The following is a 12385-nucleotide window of genomic DNA, read 5'->3' on the forward strand; positions in this document are numbered from 1 at the left end:
GAGCCACCTTAGATGCTTTTAATCACTTTGGCGCTTTTCTCAGCGAGTTTGCTAAGTCTCTCCAACAGCTCAACAATTGTATCCCCGTTCTCCCTAATTCCGAACGCCATTAGCATGCCAGCGACATAAGCTGAAGCCTTTTCAATTGCTTTTCCCTCGTCCTCTCCTTGAGCTATTAAGTTTTCCACCATTCTCAGCCCCATAATCAGTGCCTTGGATATTTCATTGGCAAACTCGGCATTTATCTCAGAACTGCTTTTCCTCCACTTGACTAATTCTCTAGGAGTTACTTCTCCGGTGGCCACATTCCACAGCAATCCATCCGTAAAGTCGAACTTTGGAATCTTGATGCCTAATTTACCCTCAATATCCCTCCACAATTCTGAAAAGTCGGAAGCAATTCTTTCATTGATTGTAACAAGGTCCTCAAGCGTGCCCTTGCTTAGTCTTATTATCTGCTTCACATGCTCGACACGGTAGCCAAGTTTTTGAGCCCCTTCCAAGAACTTTCGATTGTAAACTGGGTATTTGTTGGGATTCCGGGCAAAGAGTATCTCCGAGATGGCTCCAGCCCCAAACCCGGGAATCTTCTTTTTCAGCCTCTCTCCAATTGGGAGAGACTCATCCACCAGCATCTTGAAGTCCTTGGCGAGCTCTTCCAGCGTCACGTATTTGAGAACTCTGTCCTCAATGTACCAGTCAAAGTTCCTGTACGTAAACCTAAGGGCCCATATCTCACCTATCAGACTTTTGAGGTTCTCTTTGGTTGGGTTTTCTATGAATGCATTCAAATACTCCATAATATTCTCCCTATGTTTTCTCCTCTCATCCCAAAACTCCTTCTCAAATAGCTTCATCCTACCCCCTCCAATATCTCAATCTCCTCAATTTTAGCATCGTGTTCTCTTCCATATTCTGCGAGAACTTCATTCAACCTTTCCGCCCACAGCCCCCATAAATCTCCAGTGAAGTCAGCTGATACTGGCAAATTGAAGATTTTTGGCTCAGGCATGTCTATGTTGTAGAGGGCATACCAGAGCTTTTGCTTTTTAACTTTCCCAAGCAGTATGTGCGGCTTTTCGTTAATCCAAACAATGCCCTTGATCCTCCATCTCCAGTTCCTCCTCTTTGTAAACCATGAAAATGCAAGTGCCTTAGCGCTTTGGATTAAATAGTAACACTCTTCACTCCCATAGTTGGCTTTAATGTAGGATTCGAAATCACAGGTCTCAATTCTTTTCCCAGTTAGATGTGGGACATCTCCGCACTTTATTTTAACGTATTCTTTTAACTTTCTCAAATCTTCCTTAGCTTCTTTTGGATAGGACTTCCGCAATTTTAGAGCATTTTCATTTCCAACTATTTTTGCAACGTCTTGCAGGAGCTTTACACACTCTACTATCTCACTGGACAGTATGCACTCTTCTCCGTTTAGTATTGAGAGTAGAGTATCGGTTAGCGGCCACTCATCACGGTCAATCTGCCCAAGCAGTTTCTTAGCCTCCTCGGTGGTTAAATTCCCACTAACCACGTCAAGTGCAATCTTCAAAGCATAAATGTCCGTATTAGGATCTCCAGTCATCTCAATTATTCTATTAATGTCGTCATCATAAAAAGAAGCATCGCCAAAATCATGTTGCGTTGAATAGTGAATACAGATTGACTTCACCATGCAGTCAACTGCTTCTTTCTTCATCCCCAATTCAGCATAAGTCAAAGCCAGATTGTGCAGGACGAGTCCCTTTTCATCTGGAGTCTTCGCATACTCTAACGCCCTCTTAAGCACCATTAGAGCTTTCTCAGGGCGGTGAGTTTCATAATAATGGGTTCCCAGGTTATTCAGCGTTATTGCATGGTATTCTGGTACAACGCCAAGCCCTATGGCTTTTTCCTCAAGCTCAACAGCTAACCTTAAGTATCTTTCAGCCTCCTCGGGACAATCTTGCTGAGGATGATAAATCAACGAGACTCCAGTTGCAATGCTAGCAGCCTTAATGTAGTACTCTGCCGCAATCTTCTCATAACCACCTTCGGCAATGATAAAGATCTCTTCCAAAAGCCTTACGAGTTCGTCCCGCTTGTTTTCCTTACTCTTCCTTTTAGTTTTCTTATCTTTCTTTTTCGACTTCTCTAGATAATACTCAGCAATGCTGACGAGTAGCTTTATGTAGCCATCAACATAAAGGAGCTTTTCTCTTTCCCAAGCTTCCTCGTACGCTTTCTCAAGGTCTTCCAGAGATTCTTCCGAAAACCCGTCCCCAAAAAATTCTTGAACTGTTATGCCTTCTGGTCTCACGAGCTTTCTAACATCTTTGGGATGTCTGTTCTTTTTGCAATTCAACTCTTTTTGTTTATCGGTTTCTCTTTGAGAAAGGAGGTCAAACTTAAGCCTTCTAAGATATGCATCCATATCTAAACTTTTGGAAAGAAAGTCAGAAGAAAGAGATAACAGTTCCCTTACCCACTCATCCGGTGGATTGAGTATGTCATTGCAGATTTTTTCCGCCAGTTTGCATGGTAGCTCCAAGACATCCCAGTAGGGAGGCTTTCCATCTTTTCCAATAATCTGCTCGGATTTTGCTATGTATTTCCCCTCTCCGGTCTTTTCAATTTTCCATCCGGTGAGTTCGTTCAGAGTCTGCTCAATGGGACACCAAGTTATTGCTTTAACGACTTTCTCATACTCATCACTTTCAGCAAGGAACATGCAGTAAAGGAACGCCTTTATTTCCTCCAGAGACACTCCTTCCTCATATCCCGCACAATTTTGAAGGTAATAAATAACCGTGGTGAGCATGGGAAGTCTTCTCACGGAGGCAAAGCTACCTCCGTCTTCACATTCTTCAGATATCCTGAGTTTTCTGAGAAGATCTTCAATAATATCCTTCCTCTCCTCATAAAGCCTCAACAGCGGGCTTTTCATGCCAAACCCCCCTCATTTCTTTTTATTCCTTTGTGATAAGTTACAAACTTCAGCCGCTATTTCCAACAGGGCATACCAAAAGGATCTCCCAAGTAGTAAAAGGAAAAGCAAGAGCACAACCCAAAGCAAAAAGCCACCTATTATCTTGATTAGCTCCATGATCATTTCTGCCGCCCAAGAAGGCTGTCAATGAAGGCGTTGATTATCCCTCCAGCGTAATCTCTCGCTTCGATCCTCTCAAGCCACTCCCCTGGAATAGCGTCAATTCCATAATACGTCCCAGCCAAGCCGCCAGTAACAGCCCCAGTAGTGTCAGCATCCTCCCCAAGGGAAACCACTTCCTTTATTGCATCGGCAAAGCTCTCGTTCCTCAGGAAAGCCCAGAGGCTTGCCTCAAGAGTATGGACGACATAACCACTTCCCCTGATCTCACTCTGCTCTACTTCGTGAATTCTCCCGCTCAAGATTCTCTCATAGTGAGCGAGCTCCTTGGCAAATGATTCCCTTGAGTAGTACTTTTCCGCTGTCTCTATTGCTTTATGATAAGCTTCAAGCTTGTCCATTCCATCAAGAATGTTCCACACGGTCAAGGAGTAAATGCTACAGCCGATGAGTGCTCTGGGATGAGCATGAGTAATCATGGAAACAATAAGCTTAAGCCTTTCCTCCAAAGAGTTGAGCTTGAAGTAAGCATAATACGTTGCTGGCAGGATTCTCATCAGCGAGCCGTTGCCGTTATCCCACTCTCCCCTGCCGCCAGCCTCAAGCGGCGGAACCCCATTGGCAATGCGCTCTATTGCTCTCGATGTTGTGTTTCCTTGGTCAAATGTATAACCTCTCGGTGTGAATTCGCCGTCATAATACCAGCGGAGAAAGTTCTCTGCAATCCTCTCAATGCTGTAGCCTTCTGTCAGTGCTTGGGCAGTTGCCAGAGTTAAAGAGGAGTCATCGCTCCACAAGCCATCAAGCATTGGAATTTCCTTGGGTTTTGGATAATTCAATTCCATCGCAAGCCTGCTGGTGAACTGGAAGGTTAAGCCGAAAGCATCTCCAACAAGGACTCCCCAGAGACCGCCCTCAAGTCTTGAGCGGAGCACATTCACCACCCTTCAAATTCGACATCATCAAAATCCCCGCTTTCCATCTTCTTCCCACTCGGCTCATGTGCCCATTCCCAAAGAATCGCCCTGCCAAACTTTGTATCCACTTCAACTGGCTTGTAGCCAGCATTCACTTCCATGCGGTTAATCCTCTCGAATGTTTCTTCATCAACTTCATAGACTTCAACCTTCAGTCTCCCTTCACCCTTAACGGCGTAAGGAAGGACGTCAACGTAAAGGTCGTAACCCTCAATCCAGTCCTCACCAAGGAATTTACTCTCCCTTAAATAGTCGTGCAACGGTTTGCCTTTCCTCAAGGTGCCGTAAACTGCTATTATCATCTTTCCTCCCTCACAATCAGTTTGACTATTGCTTCTCTGTGATTGTTTATTGCAACTCCATTCTCGGTTATTTTCAGGAGTCTTAAGTCCACAAGTCGCTTGACTGTCTCGTTGACCTCAACGCTCTCTCCGTTCAAAACTGCTCTGAGGACTTCTATGGCTTCGCTGTCGAGCATTGGCTCGATTTTCCTACCAATCTTAAGCAGTAAAGCACCGTCCCTGAAGATGTAAAGCTTCTTTTTCTCAAGCTTTTCCCAGTTTTCGTCTGTGAGCTTTTTTGTTGCCACAAGGTATGCATACTCATCCTCGGCTTTTACATCTCCAATTGAAACTTCAAAGTCCTCGTCAAAGAGCCTTGCATGAGATTTGTGCGGCGGATGGCGCTTCAGCAACCACATCTTATTCCGTGGGTGATGGTGATATGCAAAGAGGTATCTCCCGTTGCTTATCAGAACGTTTAACGTTCCATAATCGCTGAGCTCGTTCAAAAGCTGGTAGAGTTTGGTGAAGAGTTCTCTTATTGTTCCTATTCCCTCCAAGTTCTCCATTATGTAGCAGAATGCTGCTTCTGAATCAGTTGTTCCTAAGGGCTTGAAACGCTTAGGCAGTCTATCAACACCGTCAAGCACTCCATTGTGGGCGAAAATCCACTCATCGTACTGCCTAACGCTCCAAATTCTCCTCACGAAGGGATGAGTGTTCAGATAGTTGATTTCACTTGTGGCGTATCTAACGTGGCTTATGATGACTTGGCTCTTTATGTTAAGCTTTGGGGCAATTCTGCTTTTGTAGGCTGGAATAGGTTGCTTTACCAGTGAAGCGGCCCTTTTTCCGTTGGCAGCTGTTAGATACCATCCAACGCCCCAGCCGTGCGGATTAAGCTTGCCTTTCCTTACAAAGCCCTGCCATGTAAAGTTGACATCTACCTTTTTGTTCGCGTTAACGCCAAAAAGCTCACACATATTTTACACCTCACGGCACTACTTCGTAAATCCTAATTGCCATCTCTTTGTTTCCTAGTTTTAGGTCTCTTCTAAATCTGCAGATTACTGTAGGCTCTGGAAAGTCTTCTTTTTTGATTATTCTCTTTAATTGCCTAACGAAGGTTACGGGCTTTCTAATCAAGTACTCTCGGGTAACTTTGAATCCAGTGTTTTCCTTTAAGCTGATGAATGGTTCGTATCCACGAGCAGGATTGATGAGATAGCTAACCATGTGTTCATCAGCAACGTAGACCAGGTATCTCTTGATATTGCCCTGCTCTTTTCTAAAGAGGGCAAGTTTGAGGATGTCGGCGAACACAGCTCCAGCATTGTCCGGTTTGGGCATGGCATTATTACCAATCTTTTTTTGGAATTTCATCTCGAATGCTAAGGCTGGTCTGTTCTCTTTAGCAGCTACAAACGTGTCGAGCTTTGCATACTTCCTGTTGGGAACTTCTGGATGGGGATATTCAAGATAAACATCGAGAGGATTTATTCCTCCAACAGTCGTCAATACATGGAACATCATGTATCTAATTGTATCCTCGCTTTCTTGGTAAATTTCCTCAAGCTCAGAGCGTCCTTCAACTATGGCTTTCAGCCTTTCCTCTATGAGTGTAGCAAACTTCTCGAAGACGCTGTACATTTTTTCGTCAAATTCGTCCGGAGGAAATCTCTTATTTTTCTGGATTTTTTCAAACCATACTATTTCATCTCTAAGATCAACATGTTTAACCCTCCATCCTGCTTTTAACCATCCATGCACTGCTTGAGGATGCTTTTTGTCGTTAGCCCACCAAGCCTTGTATGTCCTTGCCGCAGGTGGGAGTTCTTTCCCAATGATGTATTCTATGTCTCTAAACCTCAGAACTACAGTGTCTTTAGCGATTTTTGATAAATATTCTCCAAGTGGGGAATACTTATGGTTTTTTCCATCAGAGATGTGTTTCTCTCTGTATTCTACCACAAGCCCAAGTTTTTCCAAATATCTCGCTGCTTCGTGGCTTGTGAACTCTGAGGAAGGTAGAAGTTCCCCGTTAGCGTATTTGTTGGCGAGCTCTACCACATACTTTACTGGATATCTGTTTCCGTTGTAAACCAAAAACCAGACCCTGGACTTCCTATTCTTTGGGATGCCATTTCTATCAATTTCCTCAATCGCTTCTAACACATGATCCCGGGTTATGTTCTTTGGGATTGTCATCACATATCTCCCATATTTACTGAGTTGTTTAAAGTTTAAATATTTTTCTGTATTAAACTCAGATATCAACTCAGAACTGAGTTTAATGTTGATACATCATAAACTCCATTGTACCTGTTATTCAATTTGGAACAAATAATAAACAGAACAAAAATAGAAGACGCTCACTTAACTTCCACAATTGCAGAAACCGGAATGCTGACGCCTGTTATGAAGGCGTAGCCTGTTTTTAGGTCTGAGAGCTTTTCAATTATGTCTCTTGATGCAGATTCTATTGAGCTTGTAATTGCATCAAGATCACTCTTATTCACGATCCTGAACAACACTTGAGTGTTCATCTGGGATAACACGTACTTGGAAACCTGAGCTGGCCTCTGGCTGATGACCACCAAGCCAAGTCCAAATTTTCTCCCCTCTGATGCAATTTTTTGGGCATAAACCTTTGCGAGATTGCTCTTACCTGCTGAAGCCTCGCCGTATCCTCTTTCCGGGGCAAAATTGTGAGCCTCCTCAAGAACAACGAGGCTGTTGAAGTCTCCCGAGTTCTTTGCCTTGATAAAGAGCTTCCTGAGGATATAGCCGGCGATTTCAGTTCTGACCTCTGGACTGTCAATGTTCCGCAGGTTGAAGACCACAACCTTCTTCGTAGAATTGTTGATTGCTGAGTTAATCTTTTCAAGAACCTCTCCCTGATTGTTAAGAGCATCATCCCCAAACTCTTCCCTGAGGAAGTCCTCGATTCCAATGTTCCCAATTGCATTAAAAAGTCCCTTGCTGACCCCACCCAAGCCTGCACTTTTTGTCCATTTTGATATGGCCGCAGCAAGTGCTCTACCCTCATTGGTTCTCTTGTTTATTATGAATCCGTAGTCCTTAAGAAAGTCCTCAACCTTATCCGGGCTGAAGAAGAGCACGGTGTTTGGGATGACGACTTCTTCGAAATCCTCGAAGCCGAAATTCATGAAATCTTTTGCATACTCCCCGTGGGGGTCTAAGACGTAGATGCTGTTTAGGTGTTCACTTGCCCTTGTAATGAACTTCTTTGCGAAGTAGCTTTTTCCAGAGCCGGTGGTTCCCAAAATTGCCAGGTGCTTTGACCTGATCTCATCCAGATTGATGTAAGCTTCGATATCGCTGCTAGCAAAGACGCCGATATAAATGTTCTTTTCACCCTTCAGTAGCAGCCCGTGCAAATCTTCTCTCTTTGCCTTTCTCACCGGAATGCCAACTTTAGGTGGCATCAAAGACGGCTTCAGATTTTTTCCATCGAGATATCCGAGGATTTTTGCCGTTGCGATGCACACATTGCTATCCTTCTGATTTAGATATGCGATTAAAGCTGCCATCTGCCATTCTTTAACTTTTTGACCATCGAAGATGAACTTGAACTCGTTTGGTGAGGGAAATAGAATGCTTCCTTTTTCCTGCGTAAAGGGATTGAGGAAGAACCCCATATTCCAGCCTAGGATTTTGTTAACCCTCGCTAGGTATTTTCTGCCTTCACTGTGGAAGACAAGAAAGCTCCCTTCGAAGACTTTTGGGTCATCAATCAGGAGAATCTCAATTGAGTCTGAACGGCTCGGGTTTGAAATAAATCCCACTATGTCATCATCGGGGATGAAAATTCTGCCGTGGGCAACTTCAGCGTTCCAAATTTTGTAAAAGTACTCCCTGAGCTTCTGAACTTCTTCCCTCTCTTCGACGAGCACGGCAGTTTCAACGTTACCCTCGCTGGGAGAGAGCCCGCTATGTGTTATATTTGCCGAGCCTACAATGGCGTATTTTTCATCAATGACTATGAATTTGGCATGCAGGTTGCTGTGGAAAGCCATTGAGATGTCAAGTTTGCCTTTGTAAGATTTTAACAGCTTAAAAACTTCACTTTCTGTAATCTGCAAATCCCTTGGCTCGTTTACTCTCAGAAGGACTTTCAGCTTAATCCCTTCTTTTGCACTGTTCAGAACTGCCTGAATTCCTTGGGGAGTAATCCATGCTGAGCTTATCAAAATTTCGTTTTCTGCCTGCTTTACATGCCCAACAATTGTATCCAGAATTTCATGTGAGGGAATAATTCGCACCATAAGCTTACACCAGAACTAAGGTTATTTATTCTGATTGATAAACCTTTGCTCAATATCTAAGTCGTCACATCCGAGCCTAGTTTTCAGGCTTTAAAATTTCCGGTATTTGAGAGTCCTTAATGTTTAAACCTTTTTTAGGAAACTCTCAAAATGTTGTATCCTGAAATTTTTTCGCAGGCATCATTCAGCACCCACCCCCCGAAACAACCACCACAGCTTCAAACCAACAGGAACCTTCTCCAGATAAACCCTACTAGGAAAACCATAATTCAATCCCCTATGCGGCTTACTCCAGTTATACCACCAGATAAACTCCCCAAAATCATCAAACAACACAGCCTTCTCCTCAACAGTCCTGTGAAACCTCTCAACCTTCCCCAAAGTCTGAGGATGCCGCACAGAAGCTCTAATATGCCTGACCCCTAAAGCAGCCAAAAACCTCTGAAACTTACTCCGCCCACCCTTCCGAGCAACAAACTGAGCACCATTATCCGTCAAAACAGCCTCCGGCAAACCAAACTCAGCAATAGCCTCCGCCAACAACTTAACAGTATTCTCCCCAGTCATCTCATCAAACAAACCATAAGCCAAAACCATTCTGGAAGCATCATCCATGATTGTTAGAAGGTATTTCCGCTCGCCTCTCCAATTTAAAACCTTCCAGTCCATCTGCCAGAGCTGGTTAGAGTATTCTGCCTCGAACCTCCGAGGTTTTTTCCTGCGTTTTCTCTCAGCCACGAGGCCTGCCTCCTTTAGAACTTTGTAAATCGTGTTGTGCGGGACGTGTACCCCGTATTGTTCTTCAATCCATTTTTCTAAGTGCACTGGGCCCTGATATTTTGATTTCTGGTGGGCTTTCAGGATTAGTATTTTGATGTCTTCTGGGATTGGTTTTGGTTTTCTGCCGGGTTTTTTCAGTTCTGGGGGTTTTCCAGTTTCCTTATAGTGTTTGATTATTCGCTGGACTCTTCTTCTGGAGATTTTCAGTAGTTTGCTGATTGTTTTAGTGCTGAATTTTGTTGTCCTGTACAGTATTATTATCAGCTTAACCTTCTCTGAATCTAACTTCATGCTTTTATGACTAATAAGTCTAGCGAAATAATTTTGGGATACAACACCATGAGATGGCGACCATAATAGAGAAAAGACGAATTTCAAATCTCGAAGCCAAGTGACCTAGGTCATGGGTCTAGGACAGGTTTAAAGCTTTGGTTGTATTCACAAAACAGCTACAGCAAATATTTGAAAAACTAAAAGATTATGAAATCAAATCTATCTTCGAAGAGCTCGGTCTTCCAAAGCCTAACCGTGACTTAAGCAACATCAATCCAGACGACGTTAGCTTGGATAAAGTCATCTTTGAGGTTCTTGGCTTAACTGAGGAAGAGCAACTGGAGGTTTACAAAGTTGTCGTGGAGCTGGTAAAGCAGAGACTTGCTAAAGCAAAGACGGTCTCAAATAAGAAGAAAAGGTAGGGGTGAACCCCTGCGGACTCCCAGGTCTATCTTCTTTACATTCCGTTAAAGTCCGAAATCGAAATTGAAACAGTGACAGAAGATGAGATTCAAAGAGAAGAACTTACTGGAGATGAAGCAGGGGAATTCCTTGACTTCTTGGAGAGAGACATATTCAGATGAGGGAAAGCTAAAGGTTGGTGAACTAAGTCTAAACATTGACTACGGGATATTTCCTGCCTTTAGAAAGAGAATACCAAAAGACAAAAATGGAAGAAAAGAAAACCATCCTTATCTTATCCGAGCTATTCAATATCATCCCTGATTCTCCTCAAAACTTCTTGAGAGAGGCCAAAGAGGAAATTGGCAGAGAAAACTCAAAAGCTACAAAAAATCAAGAAAAAGATAATCGCTAACAGATAATTTCTTGTGTATTAATCTTACATGACGTTTGTATTTCTTCATCTGTAAAAAATCCTGTCAAGTGATGCTCCATCACCCGTGATAGGGGGTTCACTTCCACAGAATTTGAATAACAACCACTAACTTTTTATTGGTTGTTATTCAAAATAAATATCATGAGACCAATTACTCAAATACTCCTGGCTGAATTTGGGGGCAAAGTCATTACAAAAGAAGATCTGGAAAAGCTTTCCACTTATTTGAAAGTAGATGATGTAGATTACCTTGTAAACTACCTCATTCAGTATGGCTACATCATAAGAATTCTAAGGGGGCTCTATTATGTTAAAACGCCAGTTGAGTTCTCTTTTAAGAGCTCTCCCACAATTTACAAACTCCTTTCATTGGGAATGAACAAAGTAACGAAAAACTGGTACTTTGGCCTCTTCACAGCATTGGTTCTAAATGGATTAACTCACGAGCACTACACTACAATTTTCATAATCAACGACAAGATTGCAAGGACAAAAATCATCCGCGTAAATGGAACTCCGGTCAGAATAATCAAAACCAAAAGAAAGCTATTTGACTTTGGAATAGTGGAAAAAGGCGATATGAAAATTTCTGATTTAGAAAAAATACTTTTAGATTTCCTCTACTTTGGAAACTATGGGACAATTTCAAAAGAACTGGCTTTAAGAATCTGGAGAGAATACAAAGATAGTGCAGACTGGAAGAAGTTGAAGAAGTATTTGGAGAAATATCCAGAGTCCATTGCAAAGGTGGTTGGTGATGTTGAATAACGAACTTCTCTTCAAAATTAGGGAGAGCGAGAGGAAGGGATTTGCCAATTTTGTTTCCAAGAAGGTTGGTATTAAAAACGTAGAGTTGGTTGAGTGGGACTACATCATTCACACCATCCTCAAAGAGCTTGAAAAAGACCCTTATTTTAGAGAGAACTATGTTTTCAAAGGTGGGACATGCTTGGTTAAGTGCCATCTGGGCTATTACCGCTTTAGCAGGGATTTAGATTTTGCCTACAGAAACAGTGAAGAACTCCAAGAGATGTCAAGGAGTAAACTCAAGAAATTCCTAAGTGAAGAGACGGGAAAAATTGCCGAAACACTGAATTGCATTGCAAGAGACTTGGGATTGGAGTTTTATTACAGAGATCACAGTGACTTTAACAATCACCGCTACTTTAGCTTTTTGATAGGGCCCGGCTGGTTTAGAGAAATAATTGCCTATTCTCCCGCAGGAGAGAAGATAAAACTGGAGTTCAACTATGCTGAAAAGTTTGCATTTAAACCCAAAACAGCAAAAGCTCACACTCTTCTATCATGGAAAAAGGTGGAATTGGGAGTTGATGATTATGAGAAATACATTGAGTTTCTCGGGAATTATTATCCCATTAGGGTTTCAGCATATCAGGATAAGGAAATTTTGATTGAGAAAGTGAGGGCTATTCTAACAAGGAGGGAATTCAAACTGCGTGATTTGTATGACCTTTACAAGCTCCATCAGGTTAAGGGGCTGAAAATTAAAAAAATATGAGAAGCAAATAATAATGAAGGTGAAGAATTACCTCAGCATGAGCAACAATGCACGTGAGAACCTCTTGAAGACCCTTGAAGAGCTCAAGCGAGAAGATTACTTGAATGTGCTCAAGCCAGAAGTTGAAAAAGACGCTGTCCTCATTGTTGAAGAATTTGACAAGGATAAGTTCTTTGAGTTTGTAGAATCTCTCAGGAAAGAATTGCTTGAATTGGTTGAATCAGAGAGATTTGCAATCTTCATTAAGGAGTGGTAACAAAAGACTTCAGGTCATGTGATCCCCTTGAAAATCGAATCATCTACAACTCTTAGATCCTTTTTAATCAGGGCATGAAAAAGACTT

The 12385-nt window shown here is 42.5% G+C and carries 13 protein-coding genes; 5 read left to right on the forward strand and 8 right to left on the reverse strand.

The features are described 5' to 3' along the window. Positions 1 to 8: 8 nt before the first annotated feature. The 8 genes from PYCH_RS07450 to PYCH_RS07485 form a co-directional block, all read right to left on the reverse strand. Positions 9 to 857 carry a hypothetical protein gene (locus tag PYCH_RS07450; RefSeq protein WP_013906243.1) on the reverse strand — a complete coding sequence of 283 codons (849 nt, stop codon included), beginning with the start codon at positions 855 to 857 and terminating at the stop codon, positions 9 to 11. Next, a complete protein-coding gene (locus PYCH_RS07455; RefSeq protein ID WP_013906244.1) occupies positions 854 to 2923 on the reverse strand; it encodes a tetratricopeptide repeat protein in 2070 nt (689 codons plus the stop codon). The genes PYCH_RS07450 and PYCH_RS07455 overlap by 4 nt, the downstream gene beginning before the upstream one ends. A 161-nt stretch (positions 2924 to 3084) precedes the next feature. Next, the gene (locus tag PYCH_RS07460) at positions 3085 to 4020 is read right to left on the reverse strand and encodes an ADP-ribosylglycohydrolase family protein (protein ID WP_013906246.1); all 936 of its coding nucleotides are present in this window, start codon (positions 4018 to 4020) and stop codon (positions 3085 to 3087) included. 2 nt (positions 4021 to 4022) lie between these two features. Continuing rightward, positions 4023 to 4364: a gamma-glutamylcyclotransferase family protein gene (locus PYCH_RS07465; RefSeq protein WP_013906247.1), complete on the reverse strand. Its 342-nt coding sequence runs from the start codon at positions 4362 to 4364 to the stop codon at positions 4023 to 4025. Next, positions 4361 to 5326 carry a class II glutamine amidotransferase gene (locus PYCH_RS07470; protein ID WP_013906248.1) on the reverse strand — a complete coding sequence of 322 codons (966 nt, stop codon included), beginning with the start codon at positions 5324 to 5326 and terminating at the stop codon, positions 4361 to 4363. Before PYCH_RS07470 ends, PYCH_RS07465 begins: the two co-directional genes overlap by 4 nt. A 10-nt stretch (positions 5327 to 5336) precedes the next feature. Further along, positions 5337 to 6551: a DUF7662 domain-containing protein gene (locus tag PYCH_RS07475; RefSeq protein WP_013906249.1), complete on the reverse strand. Its 1215-nt coding sequence runs from the start codon at positions 6549 to 6551 to the stop codon at positions 5337 to 5339. A gap of 164 nt (positions 6552 to 6715) precedes the next feature. Next, positions 6716 to 8632, reverse strand: a complete 1917-nt coding sequence (locus PYCH_RS07480; RefSeq protein ID WP_013906250.1) for a helicase HerA domain-containing protein — start codon at positions 8630 to 8632, stop codon at positions 6716 to 6718. A 180-nt stretch (positions 8633 to 8812) separates the two neighbouring features. Beyond that, complete coding sequence (locus PYCH_RS07485; RefSeq protein WP_013906251.1) at positions 8813 to 9703, reverse strand: IS481 family transposase; 891 nt, start codon at positions 9701 to 9703, stop codon at positions 8813 to 8815. Between the two features lie 137 nt (positions 9704 to 9840). Between PYCH_RS07485 and PYCH_RS07490 the strand changes: the two genes are divergently transcribed. The 5 genes from PYCH_RS07490 to PYCH_RS10195 all read left to right on the forward strand — a co-directional run bounded on the left by PYCH_RS07490 (position 9841) and on the right by PYCH_RS10195 (position 12298). Continuing rightward, positions 9841 to 10107 (forward strand): hypothetical protein, encoded by a 267-nt coding sequence (locus tag PYCH_RS07490; protein WP_013906252.1) that lies wholly within the window; start codon positions 9841 to 9843, stop codon positions 10105 to 10107. 82 nt (positions 10108 to 10189) lie between these two features. Next, positions 10190 to 10411, forward strand: coding sequence for a hypothetical protein (locus tag PYCH_RS09860; protein WP_148236219.1), 222 nt, complete (start codon positions 10190 to 10192; stop codon positions 10409 to 10411). Between the two features lie 253 nt (positions 10412 to 10664). Beyond that, positions 10665 to 11291, forward strand: coding sequence for a type IV toxin-antitoxin system AbiEi family antitoxin domain-containing protein (locus tag PYCH_RS07500; protein WP_013906254.1), 627 nt, complete (start codon positions 10665 to 10667; stop codon positions 11289 to 11291). Next, positions 11281 to 12042, forward strand: coding sequence for a nucleotidyl transferase AbiEii/AbiGii toxin family protein (locus PYCH_RS07505; RefSeq protein WP_013906255.1), 762 nt, complete (start codon positions 11281 to 11283; stop codon positions 12040 to 12042). Before PYCH_RS07500 ends, PYCH_RS07505 begins: the two co-directional genes overlap by 11 nt. Before the next feature lie 13 nt (positions 12043 to 12055). Further along, complete coding sequence (locus PYCH_RS10195; protein ID WP_013906256.1) at positions 12056 to 12298, forward strand: hypothetical protein; 243 nt, start codon at positions 12056 to 12058, stop codon at positions 12296 to 12298. Positions 12299 to 12385 lie beyond the last annotated feature (87 nt).

Source organism: Pyrococcus yayanosii CH1 (assembly GCF_000215995.1).
Lineage (GTDB): Archaea > Methanobacteriota_B > Thermococci > Thermococcales > Thermococcaceae > Pyrococcus > Pyrococcus yayanosii.